This window comes from Nocardiopsis sp. NPDC049922, from assembly GCF_040660275.1.
Taxonomy (GTDB): Bacteria; Actinomycetota; Actinomycetes; order Streptosporangiales; family Streptosporangiaceae; genus Nocardiopsis.
The window spans coordinates 251,880-274,753 of record NZ_JBFAME010000003.1; the positions used below are offsets into that span (position 1 = coordinate 251,880).

Genomic DNA, 22,874 nt, shown 5'->3' on the forward strand with positions numbered 1-22,874 from the left:
CCCGGTCCGCGGACGCGACGGGGCCCGGAGGGCGACACCTCAACCCTCCGGACCTCGCGGGAACGCCCTGCCCGGACGCGCGTCTCGCCCGCGCTAGAGGATGGCGCCGGGGCTGTAGGCGGCCGCCTCGGGGTGCTCCTCGGTGATCTCGATGACGCGTTCCACCACCGCCGCCACCTGGTCGGCCGCCGCGCCGGTGAACGTGATCCGGCTGCCGAGCAGCGCGTCCAGCTCCGCCCGGTTCAGCGGGAACCGCTCGTCCTCGCCCAGCCGGTCCAGCAGGCGGTTGCCCGAGCCCTCCTGGCGCATCGCCAGGGCGGAGGCGACCGCGTGCTCCTTGATCAGCTCGTGCGCGGTCTCGCGGCCCACGCCCGCGCGCACGGCCGCCATCAGCATCTTGGTCGTGGCCAGGAACGGCAGGTAGCGGTCCAGCTCGGCGGAGATCACGGCGGGGAAGGCGCCGAACTCGTCGAGCACGGTCAGCATGGTCTCGACCAGCCCGTCGAAGGCGAAGAACGCGTCCGGCAGCGCCACGCGGCGCACGACCGAGCACGACACGTCGCCCTCGTTCCACTGGTCGCCCGCCAGCTCACCGGCCATGGAGGCGTACCCGCGCAGGATCACGGCCAGCCCGTTCACCCGCTCGCACGAACGCGTGTTCATCTTGTGCGGCATCGCCGAGGAGCCGACCTGGCCCTCCGCGAACCCCTCGGTGACCAGCTCGTGCCCGGCCATCAGCCGCACGGTCTTGGCCAGCGACGACGGCCCCGCCGCCAGCTGCACCAGCGTGGTCAGCACCTCGAAGTCCAGCGAGCGCGGGTAGACCTGGCCGACGCTGGTCAGGCGGTGCTCGAAGCCCAGGTGGGCGGCGACCTCGTCCTCCAGCGACACCAGAGCCGCGCGGTCACCGCCGAGCAGGTCCAGCATGTCCTGGGCGGTGCCGACCGGGCCCTTGATCCCGCGCAGCGGGTAGCGGGCGATCAGCTCCTCCAACCGGCCGTGGGCGACCAGCACCTCGTCGGCGATCGACGCGAACCGCTTGCCGAGCGTGGTGGCCTGGGCGGCGACGTTGTGCGACCGGCCCGCCATCACGGTGTCGCCGTACCGGGCCGACAGGTCGCCCAGCCGCGCCAGCAGCGCCACCACGCGGTCGCGCACCAGCAGCAGGCTGTCGCGGATCTGGAGCTGCTCGACGTTCTCGGTCAGATCGCGCGAGGTCATGCCCTTGTGGACGTGTTCGTGGCCCGCCAGGGCGTTGAACTCCTCGATCCGGGCCTTGACGTCGTGCCGGGTGACCCGCTCGCGTTCGGCGATGGAGGCCAGGTCGACCTGGTCGAGGACCTTCTCGTAGTCGGCCACGACGCCGTCGGGCACGTCGACGCCCAGGCGCGCCTGCGCGCGCAGGACCGCCAGCCACAGCCGCCGTTCGGCGACCACCTTGTACTCGGGGGACCACAGCTGGGCCAGCTCCGCGGACGCGTACCGGGCAGCCAGGACATCGGGGATCAGAGGTTTCGCGCTCACGTCGTCCCACCCTACCGTCCTGAGCTGGGACGGCCGCGCCGGGACCACGGGCACGGGAGGTAGGGCTGGCCCCACCGCGCAGACGGTGGCGGGACCGATTCCGGCCCCGGTGTCCGGCTCCTACCGTTGGGGGCATGACAACGCTCGACACCGCGTCGCGGCGGCCGGGGTCCCTCACCCAGGCCATGGCCCGCCCGCGCTTCCTCCTCACCGTGTGGCCCTGGCGGGCCCTGCTCCACTCGGTGACCACCGTGGTCGTCGGCACCGCCGCGGCCGTGGTGGCGCTGCCCCTGTACCTGCCCTGGGCGATGGCCCTGGGCACGATGGCCAGCCGCCCCTGGGACACCACGCGGATCGGTGAGCCCGTCATCGCCGGGTTCATCGTGGGGCTGGTGACGATCGCGGCCTTCTCCCCGTGGGTCGCCCTCCCCGTGGGCTCGCTGGAGCGTCGACGCCTCCGGATGGTCTCCGCCGGGCCGGTCAACAGCGGCCACCGTTCGCCGCCGCCGGGCCTGTGGGGGTGGGTCCGCACGCGGTACACGGAGGGCGCGACCTGGCGCGAGGTCGCCTACATGTACCTGCTGCTGCCGGTGAGCGGACTCGTACTGCTGGTCCTGGGCGCTCTGGCCAGCACGGGCGCGGTGATGGCGCTCTCCCCGTTCCTGCTGTACGCGGAACCCGACACGGCGATCTCCCTGGGCGCCTACACCGTCACCACGCCGGAGCAGGCGATTCCCCTCGCCATCGTCAGCCCGGTGCTCCTGGTCATGCTGCTCTACACCTCCGGCATGCTCGCCCAGGGGCACGCGGTCATCGCCCGGGCCCTGCTGGTCGGGCCGCCCCGGGAGGAGTTGCGCGCCGAGCTCACCGAGGTCACCGAGTCCCGGGCCCGCCTGGTCAACGCCTTCGAGTACGAACGCCGACGCATCGAGCGCGACCTGCACGACGGCGCCCAGCAGCGGCTCGTCGCCCTGTCCGTGGACCTCGGCCTGGCCCGGCTCGACCTGGAGGAGTCCTCCGAGGCCGACCGGCGGGTCGCCGCCGCCCAGGCCAAGGCCAACGACCTCATCGACGAGCTGCGCGGACTCGTGCGCGGCATCCACCCCCGGGTGCTCACCGACCGCGGACTGCCCGCGGCGCTGGCCGAACTCGCCGACCACGCCCGCGTCCCGACCCGCGTGGACACCGAGATCCCCGGCCGCCTGCCCCCGCACGTGGAGGGCACCGCCTACTTCGTCGTCGCCGAGGCGCTCACCAACGTCCACAAGCACGCCGAGGCCACCGCCGTCACCGTCCACGCGCGCACGGCGCCCGATGACGACCCGGAGCCGGACACGCTCGTCGTCGAGGTCGCCGACGACGGCGCCGGCGGCGCCGACCCGGCCGGGGGCAGCGGCCTCACCGGCCTGCGGGACCGGGTCGCGGTCATGGGCGGCACAATGGACCTGTCCAGCCCCGACGGGGGACCGACGCGTATCAGAGTGGAGCTGCCGTGCGGCCCGATCCCGCCGACGCCGGGGCTGTGACCCCCGTGCCGACCGTCCTGGCCGAGGACGGCGTGCTGCTCCGGGAGGGGCTGACGGGGGTCCTGGAACGGTTCGGGTTCCCGGTCGTCGCCGCGGTGGGCGACGGGGACGCGCTGGTCGACGCGGTCGCCGAGCACCGCCCCGGACTCGTGGTCACCGACATCCGCATGCCGCCGGACCTCACCGACGAGGGGTTGCGCGCCGCCGTGCGCCTGCGCCGGAGCGACCCCGGGCTGGCCGTCGTCGCACTGAGCCAGTACGTCGAGCTGAGCTACGCCTCCGACCTGTTGGACTCCGGCAACGGGCGGGGGGTGGGCTACCTCCTCAAGCAGAGGGTCGGCGACGTGCGGGAGTTCGCCTCGGTGCTGCGTCAGGTCGTGGACGGGGGCACCGTCGTGGACCCCGAGGTGGTCCGCCAGCTGCTCCGCCGCGGCGCCGACCCGTTGCGGCGGCTCACGCCGCGGGAACGGGAGGTGCTGGGCCTGATGGCCGAGGGCCACTCCAACGGCGCGATCGCCCGCCAGCTGACCGTGAGCGACGCGGCGGTCGGCAAGCACGTCGGCAACATCCTCGCCAAGCTCGACCTGCCCCCGGACGAGGGGGCGCACCGCCGCGTCCGCGCGGTCCTGGCCTACCTCAGGGGGCGCGGCGACTGAGGGCCGCCCCCCCGGGGCCGGGTCCGATCCGGGGGTGACCAGCCGGGTCGGGCACTTCGGGCACCCGCCCGGAAGGCGGACCGACCCCGCCGTATCGTGGAGGCGGAGTCCGCGGTGCGAACCCTGTGAGGAGAGCCGGATGCAGCCGACCGTCGCCGCCCCGGAGAGCGTCACCTGGAAGATCCACCTGGACCGCTCGATGTGGGTGGCGGGCGTGCGCGCGCTCATGCTCCAGGCGCTGCACCCCGTGGCGATGCAGGGGGTGTGGCAGCGTTCGGACTTTCGGTCCGACCCCACCGGGCGGCTGCTGCGCACGGCGCACTTCGTGGCGGTCACCACCTACGGCAGCCCCGACGAGGCCGAGGCGCTGGGCACGCGCATCCGCCGGGTGCACCGCGCCCTGGGCTTCACCGACCCCGCCACCGGCCGCGGCCACCGCGTCGACGAGCACGACCTGCTCGTGTGGGTGCACTGCGCCGAGGTCTCGTCCTACCTGGAGACGACCCACCGGGCCGGACTGCCCCTGACCGAGCGGGAGATGGACCGCTACGTCGACGAACGGGCGCGCGCGGCGGTCTACGTCGGCCTGGACCCCGACGACGTTCCCCGCGACGTGGCCCAGATGCGCCGCTACCTCGCTTCGGTCCGGCCCGAGCTGCGGGTCACCCCCGAGGCGCGCCAGGCGGTGCGGTTCCTGCTCTGGCCCAGCGTCCCGGACCACCTGTCCTGGCTGGCCCCGCTCAGACCGCTGTGGTTCCCCGTGGGCGCCCTCGCCTACGCCACGCTGCCCGCGTGGGCCCGGCGCGCCTACGGAGTCCTGCCCGAGGCGCCCGGGGCGGGCGCGGCGGCCACCACCGCGCTGCGCGCCCTGCGCTCGGGGCTGAACCGCGTCCCCGAGCGCTACTACAACCTCGTCTTCGACGAGGCGACCGTGCGCAGCGCCGACGCCGCCCGCGAACGGCTCCTGGCCGCCGGGTACCGGGTCGAGAACGGCTTCCGGGCCCTGCGGGCGCGTACGCTCTTCACGACCCCGCCGGTCCCGGAGCCCCGTACCCCGTCCTGACCGGCGTCCACGCACACGAGGAGGACGACGGTGAGGCACGCCCACGGCACGGGTGTCGAGTCGGGAGCCGCGACGACGGACGCCGCACCGGACGGGACGATCCGGATCACGCGGGTCCACCACGACGATCCCCGGATGGACGGACTGCTCGCCGGACTCCTGGAGGAGTACACCGAGCGCTACGGCGCACGCGGTGCCGCCGACGAGCTGGCGCGCTACCCGGTCACGGAGTTCGCGGCGCCGCACGGGCGCGTGGTGCTGGCCGAGCTCGACGGCGAGGTCGTGGCGGGGGGAGCGCTGCGCCCCTACGAGGAGGGCCGCGCGGCCATGCCGGACACCGCCGAGTTCAAGCGGATCTGGACCTCGCACCGGCACCGCCGCAGGGGTCTGGCGCGTCGCGTCATGGCCGCGCTGGAAGGGGCCGCGCGCGATCTGGACTACACCCGGGTGCGGCTGTTCACCGGCCCCTCCCAGCCCGAGGCGATCGCCCTCTACGACCGGCTCGGCTACCGGCGCCTGGAGCGGCACGAGGTGGCGGAGTGGCCCTACGTGGAGGCCATCGGCTTCGCGCGGGACCTGAGCGTCTGACCCTCGCACGACCGAGCCCTCCGGCGCGCCCTCGTCGGGCGGTCGGCCCGGTGGGCGGCCGTGCGTTATGGGGGTCGCTATGTCCGCGGAGCGGTCAGGCGGGCGGCGCCACCGTACGATGGGTCACACGGGCCGCCACAAGCGGCCGAGGATCCCGCGACCGACGAGGAGAGCCACGACGTGAGCGACCAGCAGCGCCCCGGAGCCGAGCAGGACGGCTTCGTGTTCACCCCACGCAAGAACGGCCAGGCTCAGTCGGTCTCCGACGAACTCGCCGCGTGGATGCGCACGGGGTGGGCCGACACGGAGCGCCGCGACCTGGAGCCCGTCGCCCAGGCCGAGCACACCGCCCGCCGTCGCGCCGCGATCGGCGCCGCCTTCCCCGGCGACCGGCTCGTCGTCCCCGCCGGACAGCTGCTGACCCGGTCCAACGACACCGAGTACCCCTTCCGCGCCGCCACCGACTACGCCTATCTGACCGGCGACACCTCCGACGGCGGCTGCCTGGTGCTGACCCCGCGCGCCGACGGCGGCCACGACGCGGTGCTCTACCTCAAGCCGCGCTCCAACCGCGACAACGGCGAGTTCTGGCTCGGCGGGTACGGCGAGCTGTGGACCGGCCGCCGCAACAGCCTGGGCGAGGCCGCCGACCTGCTGGGCGTGGCCACCGCCGACGTGCGCACCCTGCCCGACGCCCTGCGCGCCGACACCGTGACCACCCGCATCGTGCGCGGCCACGACGTCGAGCTGGACGCGATCGTGGACGAGCTGCGCGCCGACGCCGACGACGAGGCCCGCGCCAAGTCCGCCGAGCTCGACGAGGAGCTGGGCGTCACCCTGGCCGACCACCGCCTGGTCAAGGACGAGTGGGAGATCGCCCAGCTCCAGCTGGCCGTGGACGCCACCGTGCGCGGCTTCAACGACGTCGTCACGGCGCTGCCGCAGGCCAAGGACACCTCCGAGCGCTTCGTCGAGGGCACGTTCTTCCTGCGGGCCCGGGTGGAGGGCAACGACGTCGGCTACGGCACCATCGCCGCCTCCGGGGCCAACGCCACCACCCTGCACTGGACCCGCAACGACGGCCCCGTCCGCGACGGCGACCTGCTGCTGCTGGACGCGGGTGTGGAGACCACCACGCTGTACACGGCCGACGTCACCCGCACCATGCCGGTGTCGGGCGCCTTCACCGACCTCCAGCGCACGGTGTACGACCTGGTGTACGCCGCCCAGGAGGCCGGTATCGCCGCCGTGGCTCCGGGGCGCCCGTTCACCGACTTCCACCACGCTGCCCAGCGCGTGCTGGCCGAGGGCCTGATCGAGTGGGGCCTGCTGGAGGGTCCGGTCGACCGCGTCCTGGAGCAGGGCCTCCAGCGGCGGTACACCCTGCACGGGACCGGCCACATGCTCGGCCTGGACGTGCACGACTGCGCGATCTCCCGCCAGGAGGTCCACCTGTACGGCGAGCTGAAGCCGGGCATGGTGCTCACCGTCGAGCCGGGCCTGTACTTCCAGCCCGACGACCTCACCGTGCCGGAGGAGTACCGGGGCATCGGCGTGCGGATCGAGGACGACGTCCTGGTCACCGAGGACGGGTGCCGCGTCATGTCGGCGGGGCTGCCGCGCACCTCCGCCGACGTCGAGGCGTGGCTGGCCGAGCGCATGCCGCGCTAGCCGCGCACACCCGTGTGTCCGGGCCGTCTCCCCGCGGGGGAGGCGGCCCGTCGTCGTCGGGACACGGTACGCCTCGCCCCACCGGGCGGGACGGCCGTCGAGCTCGACTGACCCGTTCCGGGGCGGCTCTTCGACGCGGCGGCGCCCCCCGGGGGGCGGTCTTCGCCAGCACCTCGGGAGGTGTGAAGGTCGGGCCCGGCCCAGGCGGCGCACCCGGCGCACGCGTCAGAGTCCGGGCCCGCCCCAGCCTCCGGTGAGCAGGTGGAACACCAGGTAGGGGACGGCGATCAGCGGGGTCCAGGCCAGCCACGGACCTGGACTCCGTTTCCTCCACAGCGGGATGGCGACGTCGACGAGCAACGTCAGGAGGATGAGGAGGCCGCCGAAGACGACGAGCCCCGTCAGCACGACGGGGTAGTGGTCGAGCGTGGTGTAGTTGCAGTTCTCGATGCCGGGGGCGCCCATCTCCTCGACGCTCCGGCAGTCCATCGGCAACAGGTAGGTCACCAGCCAGAACACGAAGAACAGGGGGATCAGGGCGAACACGCCCAGGAACAGGTTGGCGACCACGGGCTTCCACACGGGTGTGGGCGGTGGGACGGGCACGGGTGCTCCCTGGGTTGGTGGCACGGCTCGGTGGAGGGACGCTCAGGACCCGCCGGGGGTTGACTCCTGCGGTTGCGGGTTCGCGACAGAACGCACTGACCGGTGGTTTTTCCGAGCATCCTGTGTTCTGGTGAGGAACATGAGGGACGACCGGTTTCGGCATCCGTTCTTCGCCCGCTTCTACACCTGGGTGGCGGGGGCGATGGACGACGCCGGACTGGTCGGACACCGCCGGGTGCTGGTGGCCGGACTCCACGGTCAGGTCCTGGAGGTCGGTGCGGGCCACGGGCCCAACTTCCCCCACTACCCTCGCACCGTCGACCAGCTCACCGCCGTGGAGCCCGAACCCCACCTGCGTCGCACCGCCCAGGGGCGGATCGCGGCCGCGCCCGTACCGGTCAGCGTCGTCGACGGCCGTGCTGAGCGCCTCCCGTTCGAGGCGGCCCGGTTCGACGCCGCCGTGGTGGCGCTCGTCCTGTGCTCGGTCGCCGACCAGGGCGCCGCCCTCGCGGAGATCCACCGCGTCCTGGTCCCCGGCGGCCGGTTGCGCTTCCTCGAACACGTGCGCGCCGACACCGTCTGGATGTGCCGGACCCAGCGGTGGATCGACGCGACCCTCGGCCCGCGCCTGCTCGGCGGCTGCCACTGCGCCCGCGACACCCTCACCGCGATCGAGCGGGCCGGGTTCACCGTGACCGTGCTGGAGAACTTCCTCTTCCCCAATGCCCGCACGCCGCACTCCTTCCACGTGCGCGGTGAGGCGGCCCGGTCCTGACCCGTGGGCCGGGCGGTCGACCGTCGGGGCCGGGAGGCGCCGTCGCGCGTCCCGGCCCCCGGCACACGTCAGCTCGTGCCCGCCAGGGCCTCGGGCACCCCGTCCTCGGGAGAGTCGATGAACTGTCGGCGCATGCGCTGCGCCCGTCAAGTCGCCCCTGTGTCGGCTGGCGTGTCACATCCAACCCCAGCGGGGTCAGAGCCGCGCGGGGAGTGGAGAGGCCCCGCCGTGATCGGCGGGGCGCACGGGGTCAGAGTTTGGCGGTGGCGAGGAAGGCGTCCCACTCGGCGGCGGGGAAGGGGAGGTGGCCGTTGGCCGGGTGCTTGGAGTCCCGGACGGCCGCACCGCAGGGGAGGGAGCCGACCTCCACGCAGTTCTGACCGTGGCCGCTGTAGCTGCTCTTGCGGAAGTTCGTGGGGATGTGGGCTACCTCGACGCAGTCCTGGGCGTGTCCGCTGTAGCTACTCTTGCGAAACTCAAGGTCGGTATTCATGGTGTGCCTTCTAGGGACTTGAGCGTGTCGGTGATCAGCACGGCGGATCGTGTTGTGCTCAGGGCAGATCCCTGAACATCGCCGAAGGTATCACTATGGGCTTCGACCTCGTCCCGTTCTTCTAGGAACATCCCGTTTGAGGCGGTGTCTATATACACGATGGGGAGATCCAGCGGTTCAGGGAAGTCCAGGATCGTGAACGGGGCACAGAGGGCGGCGTGCGAACCCACACTGAACGGTAGGACCTGGACGTCGATGTTCGGTAGCTGGGCCATGTAGAGCAGGTGCGCAAGCTGCCCCTTGAGGACAGAGGTGCTGCCGATGACGCGCCGGAGGGCGGCTTCGTCGATGACGGCGCGGAACCTGGCCGGGTTGCTGCGGGTCAGGACGTTCCTTCGGGCCGTTCGTGCTTCCACCTTGCGTCGAATGCTCTCAGGGTCGGCGTAGCGACCGCCTTTGAGGAGAGCTTCCATGTACTCAGGCGTTTGAAGTAGACCTGGGATCATCTGACTCTGGAACGTTCGGATCAGGGACGCCTCTGCCTCGAGGTCGGGCAGAGCGTGATCCTTGAAGACGTCCTTGTACCTGGACCACCATCCACGCTGCCGGGCGTCCTTCGCCAGCGCCTGCATGACCTGTCGCGTGTCGGGGTCCGTGATCTCGTACAGGTCCATCAGCTTGTCGAGATCACCCGAATTGATGCGTTTTGTCTCGGTGGTCTCCATCTTACTGACCTTGCCCGGGCTCCACTTGTACTTCGTGGCGACCTGGGAGGTCGTGTATCCAGCGTTCTCGCGGGCCTGTCGCAGCATCGTCGCGAGACGGCGAAGCCTGAGTGTCGGGCTGTGGGGAGTGCTCATAGGTGGAGCCTAACGAATAAATCGCTACTTTGTAGTTTTGAGCGGTTGAGAAACTCTACGAAGTAGTCTTACTGTAGATGCGTGGACAGTGACCGGTGTCTCACTCAGTGCTCATGCTGGTCACGCTACTGCGGGCCCGTTCTCCACGTCCTGACAACCGGGAAATCTCCAACGGGCCCGCGTGAACCGTCGCCCACTCCCACACGCCAAGGAGCCTGTTCGCCATGCACTCTCTCGCGCCTCCGCCCGCCCTGCCCGAGGTGACCGTCCCGCTCATGGAGCTCGTCCACCCCTACCAGCGGCACTACTTCACCGGCAGCCCCGACGACGCCCACTACCGCGTCCGTCGCTACGACTTCGGCCCCTCGCCGCTCTACCTGCCGCTGGTCCGCGCCTACCTGGGCACCCTCTCCGCGCACCGCGACGACGAGTACCGCCACCTGTTCACCCTGCTCGGCTCGGAAATGGCCGCCAACGCCCTCGCGCACACCCGCTCCGGCCTGCCCGGCGGCTCCTACTCGCTGCTGGCCGAACGCCACCGTGACGGCATCACCCTCACCTGCCGGGACGAGGGCAGGCCCACCGACCGCGTCGTCGGCCACCGCGACCGCGAGTACCTCGCCCCGGACCCCGGCGGCCTGGACCCCTCCGCCGACGCCGGGCGCGGCCTGGCGATGATCGACGCCCTGTCCACCCGCTGGGGCGACAACGGCCTGCCCGGCCACCGCCAGGTGTGGTGCTTCCTCGCCTACGACCTCGCAGACAGCGCCTGGCCCAGGCTCTGAACCGCCCGAGAAAGCCAGAAGGGCTCAGAAGGGCGCGGCAACGCCCTTCTGAGCCCGGCGAATCAACCCCAACCCGTAGCAAAGAGTCAAAGGAAGGATTCGATGACGCATCGTATCCCCTCCCCGCGCCCGTCCAGCGACCCGCTCCACCGCTCCCGACCGCCACTGCCCCGGCGCACCCCGCTGATCGGCCCCGTGTGCCCGGCGTGCTCGCACCCGTCCTGCCGTCGACGCCGTGCCGAGCGCTCACCCCGTCTGGGCGGCCACCGCGCCGAATTCGCTGCTGAGCACGTACTCGCCGCCACCGTCCAGTCGCGGTACCCGGACCTGACCGTCTGGTACGGCGAACAGACGGGTTCGTACTGGGTGGCTTCCTCCACCGGCCTGGCCGAGGTGCCCGACGCCGGAACCCTGACCCGCCTCCTGGCCCCGACTCCAGAACACCGCTGGTGCGACGCACCTGAGGTCCCAGTTCGCCGTCCACCTGATCCGTGACAACCACGGCACCCGCATGGCACCGGCAGTCCGCAGGTGGCTGGAGGCCCATTTGGACCAAGGATGCCGACGAGATCCTCCAGCGACTCGCCTCGTACTTTGATCGAATTCCTCACGCGAAAGACTGAGGAGCGGCGGTTCCGGCTCCGGAAATCACCGCCGCAGCGGTGATGGCGATGATGTCGCCGAAGCGGCGGACCGCCATCATCCGTGTACCTATGGCGTAGGGCGGTTGATCCGGAACTCCGTCACCAAGGGTTCTCAGGAGGAGCTCATGGCCGAAGAACTCCAACACCGCTGGTCCTGGCTCCGGGTCATCGAGAACCGCTGAAAGGGAGCGGCCATGCTGGATGGCACTACTGACGGCAAACTCGACCGGGTGGTCACCTTGGAGGTCGGGATACGAGTACGCGTCCTCGAGCAGCTCCTGCCAGCCCTCTTGCATGATCTCGATCGCGGTTGCCAGCGCCAGCTCGACCTCCAACACGTGTGAACCGCCAAGGCGCTCCTGATCGAAATTCATCGTCGCGATCGTTGCGCCAGCAACCGGAATCCATTCGCCATCCAGCCTGCACGCCACGGGATCGAGGCTGCCACCGGATGCAGTCATGCCATCAGACCTACTCTCAATAGTCAGTAGCCCGGCCCTGCGGCAGTCGACGGTCACCCACCTGAGGAAAGGCGGTTTTCCAGTGCCCGAGGCAGTGGGTAGGCGCGCTCGGTGGGGAGGAGTCGCCGGGCTCGTGCGGCATGCCCGGTCTGTATCAGGGAAGCGGCCTTGCGGACCTGCGGGGTGAGGTCGGTGAGACTCACCATCCAGTCGTCGGTGAACGCGCGAATCAGATGGCGGCTGATGCCGACCTGGATGCTGTAGTGGTTGAGCGCCGCCCCGCGCGGCGAGCGCTCCGGGTCCCACTGGACATGCACTGCCGCCTCGGCGACCGCCGCTGGGTCCGCGGTCGTGAGCACGGCCTGGGACAGGGCCTCCTCCCAGCCCTCGCGCGTGATCCGCACCGCGAGAACGCGCTCCTGACCGGGTTTGCGGGCCCAGTTGCTGCGGTGCATCAGCCACATGAACGACGGCTTGATCCACGTCATCCTGTGGAATGAGAACGGCGCGACGAAGCGGCCTGCCCGCAGTGCCGCGTCGGCGATGGCGGGTGCGTACGCCTGGTAGACCACGATCGTGCGAGCGTCGTAGTCGGCACGAATCTGATATTGGGGTGTCATGCGCGGCACTCTGCCATCCGTCCCATGAGCCCCGCGAGCCGTTTTCTCGCACCGTGGCTGTGTATCGGATCGGTGACCGGTCCTGGCCAGTTCCCCTGACACGGAGCAGCCAACGGGTTACCGTCATTCGACGACTGGACGGGCCGGTTCGTGACCCAGCTGGCGGCTCCCCGCACGAGGCCGCCCCTCCGCTGGCGCCGATGATCGGCGCGATCGAAGCAGTCACGTCGGCTGCTCCAGACACGCGGACCCTGGTGTGCGATGCTCGTGCCCGGACGAACGCCGACCGCACGAGGGGACCCGCATGGGACTGGACGCCTTCGTCCGCTGCCGGTGCTGGCAGGACGGACTGACCAACCCGCTCCCGGTCGCCCGGGAGTTCGTCACCGAAGTTGAGGGGGACCTCTGCCTCACCCTGCCGTGGGAGGGCAGCGAGGAGAGCCACGCGCGCTTCGACCGCTGGGTGGCCGAGGGCGCCTGCCCCCACCCGGACATGGAGCGGGCATCGGAACACATCGCCAACTGGAGCGGGTACCGCCTGTTCCAGCACGCCTTGGACGCCGGCGGCGGACAGATCCGCTTCCCGGTCCTGTGCGCCCGACTGCCCGACGCCAACGGCGGCACCCTGGAGCCGGAGGAGGCCCGGCTGGCTCTGGAGGAGCTGTGCCGCTTCGACGGCCTCGCCGACCTGGGCACGAAGACGATCCTGCTCGACGAGGACACCGGACAGACCGTCACCACCCATGTCGCCGCGTACAGGGGCGTGTTCATCTACGCCCGCGCCTACCGGGCGGGGATCGACCCCGGAGGATTCTTCCTGTGGGACGGCGGTGCCGATCCCCCGACCGAGCTGTTCCGCTCCCGGCGCTTCACCCAGGAGGCGCTCGCCGACCGATCCGTCAGGTTCACCGCGCTCGACCGCGCGGCGGAGGTCACCCTGGCGGAGATCGCCCCCCTGGGCGCCGCACGGCGCTCGGACACCGCCGGGTACCCGAGGCGGCTGCGGGTGGACACGGTACGCCGCACGCCGCAGGAGTTCGCCCACATCGTGCAGCCGCTGACCGCGGTGTGCGAAGCCTCCGTCGAGACCGGGAACCCGGTCATCTGGTGCTGACCGGCCGTCTCCGGGCGGCCGGGCACGGCTGGTCGGGGCGCGTCGACGGACGGGGGTCGGGCGAACACCGGCGATCAGCGACTCCTCTCCTCCTCGAAGGCGGGCGCACCGCCCGTGCTCTGACCCGTCCGAAGGCCAGCACCGCTCAGCCTCTCTCCTGACGAAACCCCAGGCCAGGACGGCGTGGGGCCGCACGCCGCCTCGCAGTCATGTCTAACTTTCTTGACATGAGGTCGGGTCTTCTTTACATTCTCTGTCATGTCAAAGATGCTTTACATCGCAACGCGTCAGGGGATGGGTTCCACCGTCGGAACCGCCCGGCTGACCGGCCTGGCGTACCTGGGCCTGGCGATCACCGGCGTACTCGGCTTCCTGGCGGCCCGCCCCCGCCTGTTCGTCGCCGACGACGCCGCCGCCACGCTGGCCAACCTCACGGCACAGGAGCCCCTCGCGTGGGGCGTCGTCGCGCTGGAGCTCGGGATCGTCCTGACCCAGGCACTGGCCGCCCTGCTGTTCTTCAAGCTCTTCCGCCCGGTCGACGGCTTCGCGGCCGGTGCCGTGGCGGCCTTCGGCCTGGTCAACGCCATCATGATCCTCGTCAGCGCCGGGTTCCTGGCCACCGCCGCCCACGTCGCGCTCGACTCGCCGCTCTCGGCCACGGACGACACCGCCGCCACCGTTCAGCTCCTGTACTTCGCGAGCGGATTCATGTGGGACGTGGCGGCGCTGTTCTTCGGCCTGTGGCTCATCCCGATGGGCTGGCTCGCGTACCGGTCGCGGTGGATGCCGCGACCGCTCGGGGTGATCCTGATGGTGAGCGGGATGGGTTACGTGGTCAGCGCCTTCCTCGGCTACGTTGTACCCGATGCGGCCGTGGCCAAGGAGATCCTCACCCTCCCGGCCACGGTCGGCGAGTTCTGGATGATCGGCTACCTCCTGACCCTGGGAGTGAGCCGCAAGGCCACGCCGAAGGACGCCGACCACACACGGACGGGCGTCGATGGCTGACGTGCCGGAGCGGACGACGCCGACCCACCGCGTCGTCCGCTCCGGTCATCGTCGCCCGTGTCCCGGCGCGATCGGTGTCGAAAGAGGTGGAGCGGACGTGTCCTACGAGGAGAAGGGCACCTGGGCCTTCCTGGTGGCCTCGGTCGCGGTCTACCTCGCGTACGTGGCAACGGTCCTGAGCAGGGCCGTCGACCCCATCACCGAGACCCCCTACCAGTTCCCGCTGCTGTGGTCCATCGCCGCCTGCGTCGCCGTCGCGGTCGTCCTGCGGGTCCTGATCGAGATCGTCAGGCCGAGCGAGACCCATCGAATCGACCCCCGGGACCGGGAGATCGCCCAGCTGGGAGTACTCCGCTCCTGGGGGTTCCTGATCGCCGCGGCCCTGGCCGCCATGGGGCTGGCGATGCTCGAGGTCGCGCACTTCTGGATCGCGAACCTCCTCTACCTCGGCTTCGTCCTCCAGGCGGTCACGGGCGCGGTCGTCGGCCTGGTCGCCTACCGGCGGGGGTTCTGAGTTGGTCAAGCCGACACGGGTCACCAACCGCATCCGCACCCTGCGGTTCGAGCACGGCGAGATGACCCAGGCCCAGCTCGCCGACGCGGTCGGAGCCACCCGGCAGACCATCATCGCCATCGAGCGGGGCCGGTACTCGCCCTCACTGGAGATGGCCTTCCTGATCGCGCGGGCCTTCGGGGTGGGTCTGGACGACGTCTTCCAGTACCCCGACGACGCGCCCTGAGCGTCCGCCGGTTCCCGCCGTGCGGAGGCTTTCCGCGGCGCCGAGAACACCGTTGCCCCTGGCCCGCGCCGTTCCGTCCGGTGTGCGCGGGCCCGGGGCCACGGGCACGGCCGTGACCCCGCGCCCGGGTCAGCTGGCGAGGTCGGGCGCGGCGGTGCGGGGGTGGCGCGCCTCCACGGAGCTGAAGGCGACGTGTCGCCACGCGGCGAACCAGAGCTGGACCTCGTCGGGGATCCGTTCGGCCGGGTGGTCGCCCGCGATCAGGCACGCTCTGACCAGGGCCCGGGTGAACTCCATCCGTGGCAGGCGGGGGAGTCCGCGTCCGGACAGGACGTAGGAGGTGGTGCTCGGCGGCAGCGCGGCGACCCGGGCGCCTCCGGGCGTGACCGTCGTACCGGCGAGCTGTCGCAGCCGCCGAAGGGAGGGGGCGCCCGCCCACAGACGCAGCTCGGCCAGGGCCGTGACGAACTCCTCCGGGGTCCGCACGGTGCCGGGGTCGGGCGGGGGCGAGGGGACGGAATGACGATTCATGGTCGTGACTCCCGTTGGCAGTTCGGTAACGCGATCCGGGCGGGGAGCGGATCAGGGGATGTGTGCGTCGGTGCGATGGACTTCCCAGGGTCTCGTGGTGGGTGTCCTTCCGGTTTTCTCTTCTCGTGCTCGCTTTCACGACGTGTGATGCTCGGGCGGGAGGAATGGATCCTTTATTCGAACCGCATGGCCAGATTCGGACATGTCGATGAAGTCCGCCCTGCTTCTGGTGTTGGAGAAAAGTGTGTGAACACTGGTGCTGATGAGGCGTCCGGCGAACACTCCTCGGCGGAACAAGAAACGCGACTTCCGCGAGCGGTCCGTGCATCCTCGGCGACGCGCGGTGAGTGCGGCTGTTCCACGCCGTCCAAAACCGTTCCTGTCTGTCTGTTTTCGTTCCCACCCTTCCTTTGCCGGGAGTCCCGCGCATCCTGAATTCGGGAGCACGGGAGGCGACGTGTCCCCCGTCATGTCTCCCGGCGTGTGATTCCGGAAAGGAAGAAGAATGCGGTTGACACGAATCCTGTCCGGCGGCGCGGACCGTCACCTCACCTGGCACTGGGCATTCGCGCTGATCGGCGCCTTCATGGTGCTCTTCGGGGTGCTCAACTTCGCCGAACTGCCCCTGGGCTGGAAGGACCGGACCGACCAGATCGGCGGCTACCTGGACGCCACCGTGGGCCTGGGACCCGAGTGGGTTCCCGCCACCCTGTGGGGGATGAAGTCGATCGAACTACTGCTGGGCCTGGTCGCCCTGGTGGCGGTGGCACGACGGGACCCCAGGTTCCTCGTCGCCGCGATCCTGGGGTGGATGGTGGTCATGACCGGGATGGCCGGCATGGACATCTGGGCGAACGACCGCGCCGAACTCCAGGAGCACACCGTGTACTTCGCGGCCTTCGCCCAGCTCCTGATCGTGGTCGTCGCCCTGGGTCTGGTCCGGCCCGCCAGGCATCTGCTCGCCCGGCTCGACCGCACGGTCGAGGAACCCCGCGTCCGGGTGCCGGAGCAGCGCGAGGTCACTCCTCGCTCGTGAGCGTGTTGTATCCGGCGGCGCGCTCCTGGCCGGACAGACCGTGGATGGCGTCCATGATCCGGTCGGTGATCTCCCGGCGGGCCCTGGCGGGGGAGAGGTGGTCGTATCCGGTGGAGAAGTCCATGGGCGTGCCGAAGCGCACCGTGAACGGGTGCGGCCGGGGGACCGGCGCGCCGATCGGCTGCACGTGCTGGGTCCCGGTCACCGCCACCGGCACCACCGGCGCCTTGGACTCCAGCGCCAGGTGCGCCACGCCCGTCCGGCCCCGGTAGAGCCGCCCGTCGCGCGACCGCGTCCCCTCGGGGTAGACCACGCACGCCTCGCCCTCGCGCAGCCGGTCGAGCATCGTCTCCAGGGAGAGCATCGCGTCGCGGGCGTTGCCCCGCCGTACGGGCATCGCCCCCAGCGAATCGAACAGCGCCTTGGTCGCCCGCCCCCTGACCCCCGTGCCCTCGAAGTAGTCGCTCTTGGCCAGGAACCGGACCCGCCGCGTCCGGACCGCCAGCGGGATCACCACGCTGTCGACGAAGGACAGGTGGTTGCTGGCGAGCAGGACCGCCCCCGTCGAGGGAACGTTCTCCCGGCCCTCGATGGTCGGTCGGCACAGGGTCCGGGCGAGGACCGCCGCGGTCTGCCGCAACGCGCCATAGAGCACGTGTTCTCCCTCACGAAGGTGGTCGGATGTGGACCCCAATGTAAGGGCGACCCGTGGGTAACCATGGCGCGGGGCACGTGAACGACATCACGTCGCGGACGTGGGTGATCGCTCACCAGTACCTCCATGACGTGCGAAAACGCCACACACCAGGCGTGGACACCCGTGGGCTCAGCTCACGCGCCGCCAGTCCGCGTTGGCCCCGCACACCACCAGGCACGGGTTCTCACCCGGCACGCGCCCGGCCAGCCACGCGGCGAACGGCACCGCGGCGGCCGGTTCGGTCGCGATCCGGAACTCCTCCCACAGCCGGTCCTGAGCCCGGGTGATCTCCTCGTCGCTGACCAGCGCGGGCGTGACCGGGTGGGCGCTCAGCACCTCGAACGGCACCCGGCCCAGGATCGCCGCGCCCAGCGCCGAGGCCGCGATCGAGTCCACGGGGCCCGCGACGGGGCGCCCGGCGGCCAGTGCGGCGTGCAGGCTCTGGCAGCCCTCGGGTTCCACGGCGACCACGCGCCGCCCGCCCGCGCCCAGCCGCACCCCCGCGACCAGGCCGCCGCCGCCCACCGCCACGGCGACGGTGTCGCACTCGGGGGCGTCGGCGGCGATCTCCAACCCGATCGTGCCCTGCCCGGCGACGACCAGCGGGTCGTCGTAGGCGTGCAGGTAGCGCACCCCCTCGGTCTCGGCCCGGGTCCGAGCGGCGTCGGCGGCGTCGGCGTACTGCTCGCCCACCCGCACGATCTCCGCGCCGGTCGCGGCCAGCGGCGCGGCCTTGGCCTCGGGGATCGTCTCGGGTACGTACACGGTGGCCCGGATGCCCAGGAGCGAGGCCGCGGTGGCCACGCCGAGGCCGTGGTTGCCTCCGGAGGCGGTGATGACCCGGTCGGCGGGCTCCCCGCCGAGCAGGGCGTTGAGGGCGCCGCGCAGCTTGAACGCTCCGGTGCGCTGGAGGTACTCGAGCTTCAGGGTGAGCGGACGCCCGTCGACCTCGGTACGCATGACCGGGGTGCGGCGGGCGTAGGGAGCGATGCGTTCGGCTGCGGCACGGACGTCGGTGGCCGTGGGCGTGCGCGCGGCACGCGCGGTACTCGGGCTCATGGCCCCATGCTGCCGCTACTGACCATTAACTTAAAGTTGGGTCTGCTAAAGATTGTTAAGCAGAACTTTGTACCTGATTTTGTTGCGCTGGGGAGGGAGTACCCGTGCTCGACGCCAACCGGCTCCGCGTCCTCGTCGAGATCGCGCACGCCGGATCGATCGCCGCCGCCGCCGAACGGCTCTCGTTCACCCCTCCGGCCCTGTCCCAACAACTCACCAAACTCGAACGCGAGGTCGGCTGCCCGCTCGTGGAACGGGGGCGCACCGGCGCCACGCTCACCGAGGCCGGCCGGGTCCTGCTCGACCACGGCGAACGCGTCATGGGCGAGCTGCGCGACGCCGAGGCCGCCGTCCGCGCCATCGCGGGCGAACCCCCGCGCCGCCTGTCCCTGGGCGCCTTCGCCAGCGCGGGCAAGGTGCTGCTGCCCGACACGCTCGCCGCCTTCGGCCACGCCCACCCGCACGTGCGCCTGTCGCTGTCGGACATCGAACCGCCCGGCGGGTACGGCCTGGTCACCTCGGGCGACCTGGACCTGCTCGTCACCCACCGCTACCCGGGCGCGCCCCTGCCCCGGATCGGCGGGCTGCACCGCGAACGCGTCCTGGTGGATCCGCTCATGGTCGTCGCCCCGGCCGGTCACCCCGTCGTCGGGCGCCGGTCCCCGACCCTGGCCGACCTCGCCGACGAGGAGTGGATCTGCGGCGCCCCGGGCATCCCCAACCGGGTCAGCCTGGACACCGCCGCCGCGGCCGCCGGGGTCCGGCTCACCGTGGCCTACGAGACCCGCGACTACGAGGTCGCGCTGGCGCTCATCGAGGCGGGTGTGGGGGTGGCGCTCGTCCCGCGCAGCATCCTCGGCGCCGCCCGGCGGGGAGACTGGGTCAGCCGCCCGCTCCGCGGGACCCGCCTCGCCCGGGACATCTTCACCGTGCACCGCCGTCGACCCTCCGAACCGGTGTCGGCGATGGTGGCCACCCTGCGCCGCACCGCCGCGGGCGTCCTCGACCGGGGCGGGGTCCCCGCCGAGGACGGCGACGCCTAGAGCGACGGCGCGCCGGGCGGGCGCGGCGCGTTCCACCGGTAGCGCAGCGCCAGGACGCGGACGGTGAAGCACGTCGCCGCGCCGCCGACCGCGACCCACCCCGCCCCGAACCCGAACACGTCCACGACCACCACGAACCCCGCGCCGAGCATCGCCGGGATCGCGTACAGGCGCGAGTCGGCGCTCAGCACGGTCGGCACCCGGTTGATGAGCACGTCGCGGACGGTGCCGCCGCCCACCGCGCTCAGCGCCCCCAGGATCGTCGCCTGGAGCGGACCGACCCCCAGCTCCAGCGCCTTGGTCGCCCCGATCACCGCGAACAGGCTCAACCCGGCCGCGTCGAAGAGCAGGATCGGCTTGTTCAGATGGTGCAGCCACCGGCTGAGGAAGAACGCCACCGTGGCCCCCAGCAGCGCCGTGACCAGGTACCGCCAGTCCTGGAAGGTCGCCGGGGTCACCCCGAGCAGGACGTCGCGGATGATGCCCCCGCCGATGGCGGTGACCACGCCCAGGGCCATGACGCCGACGATGTCCACCCGCGCCGAGCGGATGGCGGTCAGGGCCCCGTCCAGGGCGAACGCGAACACGCCCAGCAGGTCGAGGGCGAGGAGGATGGTCTGGGTGGACATACGGGTGCGCCGGGACGGCTTCCTCTCCGGGACGGATGGTGCGACAACCGGCCAGTACACCATGCCGCCCCGCCCCGGCGGCGGGAGCACCCCGGATTCGGCGCGTGTCGCCCCGGCCCGGGTGCCCCTGCCGCCCCGCGCCCGTCGCACTCCCACGCGTGTCACCCCTTCCGCAGTCGGCCGGCAGGCGACACGATCGAGTGGACCGACAGGCACGGGGCGGAGTTGAGGCACATGGAGCACGTCGACGCGATCGTCATCGGCATGGGGCCGGGGGGTGAGACGGTCGCCTCCCGGCTTCTGGACGCGGGGCGCCGCGTCGCCGTGGCCGAGCGCGCCCTCATCGGAGGGGAGTGCGCCTACTACGCCTGCATCCCCTCCAAGGTCCTGCTCCGCCCACCCGAGGCCCGCGAGGAGGCCGCGGGCGCGGCCGGGCTGGAGACGCCCGACCTCGACTGGCCCGCCCTGCGCGCCCACCGCGACGCGATGATCCGCCACCTGGACGACACCGCGCAGGTCCAGGGGTACCGCGACCAGGACGCCCTGGTGCTGCGAGGCGCCGCCCGGATCACCGGGCGCGACCCGTGGCGGGTGGCGGTGGGCGACACCGAGCTCACCGCCGACCACGTCGTCGTGGCCACCGGATCCGAGGCCGTGCGCCCGCCCGTGGAGGGACTGGACGAACTCGGCCCCGCACGGGTCTGGACCAACCGCGAGGCCACCACGCTCGCCGCCATCCCCGAGAGCGCCCTGGTGATCGGCGGCGGCGCGGTCGGCCTGGAACTCGGCCACTTCCTCAACCGGATGGGCACTGACGTGACCCTCGTGCAGCGCGGCCCCCGCCTGCTGGACCGCGAGGACCCGCGCCTGTGCGCCCTGGTCGGGGGGCGGTTCGCCCGCGACGGCGTCGACGTGCGCGTGGGCACCCAGGTGGTGTCGACGGCCCGCGACGGCTCCGGGGTGCTCTCGACCCTCGACGACGGCGCGCGCGTGCGCACCGACGTGGTCCTCCTGGCCTCCGGGCGCCGCCCGCGCGCCGACGGCCTCGGGCTGGAGGACTGGGGGGTAGCCCTGGAGGGCACCGCGCTCCCCGTGGACGAGTGGTGCCGGGCCGCGCCGGGGCTGTGGGGCGTGGGGGACGCCACGGGGCGGGCGATGTTCACCCACGTGGCCAAGTACCAGGGACGCGTGGTCGCCGACAACATCCTGGGCCTGAGCCGGATCGCCGACTACACGGCCGTCCCCCGCGTGGTCTTCTCCGACCCCGAGATCGCCGCCGTGGGCCTGACCGAGGAACAGGCGCGCGAGCAGGGCATCGACGTGGCCACCGCCGAGGTCGACGTCCCCGCGACCACGGCGCGCCCGTGGACCTACACCACCGACCCCGAGGGCACGCTCGGCCTGGTCGCCGACCGCGACCTCGGGGTGCTGGTGGGGGCGTGGGCCTTCGGGCCCCTGGTGTCGGAGTGGATCCACACGGCGGCCCTGGCGATCCGGACCCGGGTGCCGGTCCGGGTGCTGGCCGACTCGATCCCGCAGTTCCCCACGTTCAACGAGGCCTACCTCGTCGCCCTGGAGGAGCTCGGCGTCTGACCGGGGGCCTCGACGCCGGGGACCCGGGCCCGCTCGGGTGCGGGCGGCGTTCGTGCGCCGTCCCGTGGGTCAGGCGGCGTCGCTGCGGCCGCCGCGCCGCCCCGCCCGGGTGAACTCCTCGTGCAGCGAGCGGTCGGTGTCGGACACGCCCGCGCGCAGGGCCGCCAGCCACGCCGCTCCGCCCGCCGTGCACCCGGACATGACGATGTCCGTCCCCGACGCCCCCAGCGCCAGCTTGCGGGTGAGCGCGGCGCGCACCGGCTCCGAGTGCGTGAGCACCCCGCCGGACAGCACCACCGGGGTCCGTTCCCCCGGAGTGCGCACCTGGTGCACCGTGTGCGCCAGGTGCCCGGCGGCGGCCTCGACGATCACGTGCGCGGCCGGGTCTCCCGCCGTGTGCGCCTCGCTGACCAGCGGCGCCAGCGTCGCCAACGCGATCGGCGGGCCCTCGGTCAGTGTGCGGGCGAAGTTGCGGGCGTGCTCCTCGGGCCGGTGGTCGTCCCCGCCCACCGGGCGCTGACCGGGGATGACCCGTTTGGCCACCGTGCGCGCCAGCGGGCTGAGGTCGCCGCCCCGGGACAGCTGCCGCGCGGTCTCCTTGGCGGCCTGGTGCCCGATCCAGAACGCCGACCCGTCGTCGCCGATCAGCCACCCCATCCCGTCGGCCGACCGGGTGCGCCGCCGCCCCTCGATCCGCGTCGCGATCGCCCCGGTCCCGGCGATGAGCACCGTCCCGTCGGGCAGCGGCGTGCCCGAGGCGAAGGCGACCTCGTCGTCCCCGGTGAACTCGGCCGTCCCGGGCGGCAGGCCCGCCTCGGCCAGGGCCGCCTCCATCCGCGCGCGCACGTCCGGGTCGCGCAGCGCCGACACCCCGGCCAGGCCGATCACCGTCGCCACGACCTCCTGGCGGGCCCAGCGTTCGGCCCGGTCCAGCGCGCCCTCGACCGCCTCGGTCAGCTGTGCGGCGGCACGGATCACGCCGTGGGTGTTGGGGTTGGCTCCGCCCGCCCACGACTCGCCCAGCCGTTCGCCGGACAGGGTGGTCACGAGCGCGCGCGTGGTCGTGCCGCCCGCGTCCACCCCCACCACGAGACGCGCGGGACCTCCGCGCGCGGACCGGGTTCGCTGTCGCTCGGGCGCCGAAGGAGGAGT

26 protein-coding genes are annotated in these 22,874 nt (G+C 72.1%); 15 read left to right on the top strand and 11 right to left on the bottom strand.

Going from position 1 to position 22,874, the window contains the following annotated elements; translation table 11 throughout:
• Window positions 1–93: 93 nt before the first annotated feature.
• Entirely contained in the window at window positions 94–1,524 is a 1,431-nt protein-coding gene (gene purB, locus AB0I72_RS07800) for an adenylosuccinate lyase (protein WP_358564199.1), read from the bottom strand.
• Between the two features lie 134 nt (window positions 1,525–1,658).
• On the opposite strand from purB, the gene AB0I72_RS07805 reads away from it, so the two are divergent.
• From AB0I72_RS07805 to AB0I72_RS07825, 5 genes are all read left to right on the top strand, one after another.
• Window positions 1,659–3,050 carry a sensor domain-containing protein gene (locus tag AB0I72_RS07805; RefSeq protein WP_358564201.1) on the top strand — a complete coding sequence of 464 codons (1,392 nt, stop codon included), beginning with the start codon at window positions 1,659–1,661 and terminating at the stop codon, window positions 3,048–3,050.
• The gene (locus AB0I72_RS07810) at window positions 3,017–3,706 is read left to right on the top strand and encodes a response regulator transcription factor (protein ID WP_358564203.1); all 690 of its coding nucleotides are present in this window, start codon (window positions 3,017–3,019) and stop codon (window positions 3,704–3,706) included. Before AB0I72_RS07805 ends, AB0I72_RS07810 begins: the two co-directional genes overlap by 34 nt.
• 139 nt (window positions 3,707–3,845) lie before the next feature.
• Complete coding sequence (locus tag AB0I72_RS07815; RefSeq protein ID WP_358564205.1) at window positions 3,846–4,769, top strand: oxygenase MpaB family protein; 924 nt, start codon at window positions 3,846–3,848, stop codon at window positions 4,767–4,769.
• A 99-nt stretch (window positions 4,770–4,868) separates the two neighbouring features.
• Window positions 4,869–5,357, top strand: a complete 489-nt coding sequence (locus AB0I72_RS07820) for a GNAT family N-acetyltransferase (RefSeq protein WP_358564589.1) — start codon at window positions 4,869–4,871, stop codon at window positions 5,355–5,357.
• Between the two features lie 180 nt (window positions 5,358–5,537).
• The gene (locus tag AB0I72_RS07825) at window positions 5,538–7,028 is read left to right on the top strand and encodes an aminopeptidase P family protein (RefSeq protein WP_358564207.1); all 1,491 of its coding nucleotides are present in this window, start codon (window positions 5,538–5,540) and stop codon (window positions 7,026–7,028) included.
• 225 nt (window positions 7,029–7,253) lie between these two features.
• Here AB0I72_RS07825 and AB0I72_RS07830 read toward each other — a convergent pair whose 3' ends face one another.
• Window positions 7,254–7,634, bottom strand: coding sequence for a hypothetical protein (locus AB0I72_RS07830; protein WP_358564208.1), 381 nt, complete (start codon window positions 7,632–7,634; stop codon window positions 7,254–7,256).
• A 139-nt stretch (window positions 7,635–7,773) separates the two neighbouring features.
• Between AB0I72_RS07830 and AB0I72_RS07835 the strand changes: the two genes are divergently transcribed.
• Complete coding sequence (locus AB0I72_RS07835; protein ID WP_358564591.1) at window positions 7,774–8,409, top strand: class I SAM-dependent methyltransferase; 636 nt, start codon at window positions 7,774–7,776, stop codon at window positions 8,407–8,409.
• Between the two features lie 250 nt (window positions 8,410–8,659).
• Here the strand turns inward: AB0I72_RS07835 and AB0I72_RS07840 are convergent, their stop codons facing one another.
• A complete protein-coding gene (locus AB0I72_RS07840; RefSeq protein ID WP_358564210.1) occupies window positions 8,660–8,902 on the bottom strand; it encodes a DUF397 domain-containing protein in 243 nt (80 codons plus the stop codon).
• Window positions 8,899–9,762: a helix-turn-helix transcriptional regulator gene (locus tag AB0I72_RS07845; protein ID WP_358564212.1), complete on the bottom strand. Its 864-nt coding sequence runs from the start codon at window positions 9,760–9,762 to the stop codon at window positions 8,899–8,901. The genes AB0I72_RS07840 and AB0I72_RS07845 overlap by 4 nt, the downstream gene beginning before the upstream one ends.
• Window positions 9,763–9,986: 224 nt before the next feature.
• Here AB0I72_RS07845 and AB0I72_RS07850 point away from each other — a divergent pair, with 224 nt between their 5' ends.
• Window positions 9,987–10,547 (top strand): ATP-binding protein, encoded by a 561-nt coding sequence (locus AB0I72_RS07850; protein ID WP_358564214.1) that lies wholly within the window; start codon window positions 9,987–9,989, stop codon window positions 10,545–10,547.
• A 102-nt stretch (window positions 10,548–10,649) separates the two neighbouring features.
• On the top strand, window positions 10,650–11,042 hold the full coding sequence (locus AB0I72_RS07855) for a hypothetical protein (protein ID WP_358564216.1): 393 nt from the start codon (window positions 10,650–10,652) through the stop codon (window positions 11,040–11,042).
• Between the two features lie 112 nt (window positions 11,043–11,154).
• Here AB0I72_RS07855 and AB0I72_RS07860 read toward each other — a convergent pair whose 3' ends face one another.
• Together AB0I72_RS07860 and AB0I72_RS07865 are read right to left on the bottom strand one after the other, a co-directional pair.
• The gene (locus AB0I72_RS07860) at window positions 11,155–11,652 is read right to left on the bottom strand and encodes a hypothetical protein (protein ID WP_358564218.1); all 498 of its coding nucleotides are present in this window, start codon (window positions 11,650–11,652) and stop codon (window positions 11,155–11,157) included.
• Window positions 11,653–11,705: 53 nt separating this feature from the next.
• Window positions 11,706–12,272 carry a DUF4291 domain-containing protein gene (locus tag AB0I72_RS07865; protein ID WP_358564220.1) on the bottom strand — a complete coding sequence of 189 codons (567 nt, stop codon included), beginning with the start codon at window positions 12,270–12,272 and terminating at the stop codon, window positions 11,706–11,708.
• A 304-nt stretch (window positions 12,273–12,576) separates the two neighbouring features.
• On the opposite strand from AB0I72_RS07865, the gene AB0I72_RS07870 reads away from it, so the two are divergent.
• The 4 genes from AB0I72_RS07870 (at window position 12,577) to AB0I72_RS07885 (ending at window position 15,134) form a co-directional block, all read left to right on the top strand.
• Window positions 12,577–13,386 (top strand): hypothetical protein, encoded by an 810-nt coding sequence (locus tag AB0I72_RS07870; protein ID WP_358564222.1) that lies wholly within the window; start codon window positions 12,577–12,579, stop codon window positions 13,384–13,386.
• A gap of 258 nt (window positions 13,387–13,644) precedes the next feature.
• Window positions 13,645–14,394: a DUF4386 domain-containing protein gene (locus AB0I72_RS07875; RefSeq protein WP_358564224.1), complete on the top strand. Its 750-nt coding sequence runs from the start codon at window positions 13,645–13,647 to the stop codon at window positions 14,392–14,394.
• Window positions 14,395–14,491: 97 nt separating this feature from the next.
• Window positions 14,492–14,908 carry a hypothetical protein gene (locus AB0I72_RS07880; protein ID WP_358564226.1) on the top strand — a complete coding sequence of 139 codons (417 nt, stop codon included), beginning with the start codon at window positions 14,492–14,494 and terminating at the stop codon, window positions 14,906–14,908.
• A 1-nt stretch (window position 14,909) separates the two neighbouring features.
• On the top strand, window positions 14,910–15,134 hold the full coding sequence (locus tag AB0I72_RS07885; RefSeq protein WP_358564228.1) for a helix-turn-helix transcriptional regulator: 225 nt from the start codon (window positions 14,910–14,912) through the stop codon (window positions 15,132–15,134).
• A 129-nt stretch (window positions 15,135–15,263) separates the two neighbouring features.
• Here AB0I72_RS07885 and AB0I72_RS07890 read toward each other — a convergent pair whose 3' ends face one another.
• Entirely contained in the window at window positions 15,264–15,665 is a 402-nt protein-coding gene (locus AB0I72_RS07890; protein ID WP_358564230.1) for a hypothetical protein, read from the bottom strand.
• Between the two features lie 505 nt (window positions 15,666–16,170).
• Here AB0I72_RS07890 and AB0I72_RS07895 point away from each other — a divergent pair.
• A complete protein-coding gene (locus tag AB0I72_RS07895; RefSeq protein ID WP_358564232.1) occupies window positions 16,171–16,701 on the top strand; it encodes a hypothetical protein in 531 nt (176 codons plus the stop codon).
• Here AB0I72_RS07895 and AB0I72_RS07900 read toward each other — a convergent pair.
• Window positions 16,685–17,356 (bottom strand): lysophospholipid acyltransferase family protein, encoded by a 672-nt coding sequence (locus AB0I72_RS07900; protein WP_358564234.1) that lies wholly within the window; start codon window positions 17,354–17,356, stop codon window positions 16,685–16,687. The genes AB0I72_RS07895 and AB0I72_RS07900 overlap by 17 nt on opposite strands.
• 171 nt (window positions 17,357–17,527) lie before the next feature.
• Window positions 17,528–18,457 (bottom strand): threonine/serine dehydratase, encoded by a 930-nt coding sequence (locus AB0I72_RS07905; protein WP_358564236.1) that lies wholly within the window; start codon window positions 18,455–18,457, stop codon window positions 17,528–17,530.
• A 104-nt stretch (window positions 18,458–18,561) separates the two neighbouring features.
• Between AB0I72_RS07905 and AB0I72_RS07910 the strand changes: the two genes are divergently transcribed.
• Complete coding sequence (locus AB0I72_RS07910; protein ID WP_358564238.1) at window positions 18,562–19,500, top strand: LysR family transcriptional regulator; 939 nt, start codon at window positions 18,562–18,564, stop codon at window positions 19,498–19,500.
• On the opposite strand, the gene AB0I72_RS07915 is transcribed toward AB0I72_RS07910, so the two are convergent.
• Window positions 19,497–20,129 (bottom strand): trimeric intracellular cation channel family protein, encoded by a 633-nt coding sequence (locus AB0I72_RS07915; protein WP_358564240.1) that lies wholly within the window; start codon window positions 20,127–20,129, stop codon window positions 19,497–19,499. The genes AB0I72_RS07910 and AB0I72_RS07915 overlap by 4 nt on opposite strands.
• Before the next feature lie 234 nt (window positions 20,130–20,363).
• On the opposite strand from AB0I72_RS07915, the gene AB0I72_RS07920 reads away from it, so the two are divergent.
• On the top strand, window positions 20,364–21,722 hold the full coding sequence (locus AB0I72_RS07920) for an NAD(P)/FAD-dependent oxidoreductase (protein WP_358564242.1): 1,359 nt from the start codon (window positions 20,364–20,366) through the stop codon (window positions 21,720–21,722).
• A gap of 69 nt (window positions 21,723–21,791) precedes the next feature.
• On the opposite strand, the gene AB0I72_RS07925 is transcribed toward AB0I72_RS07920, so the two are convergent.
• Entirely contained in the window at window positions 21,792–22,802 is a 1,011-nt protein-coding gene (locus AB0I72_RS07925) for a BadF/BadG/BcrA/BcrD ATPase family protein (protein ID WP_358564593.1), read from the bottom strand.
• Window positions 22,803–22,874 lie beyond the last annotated feature (72 nt).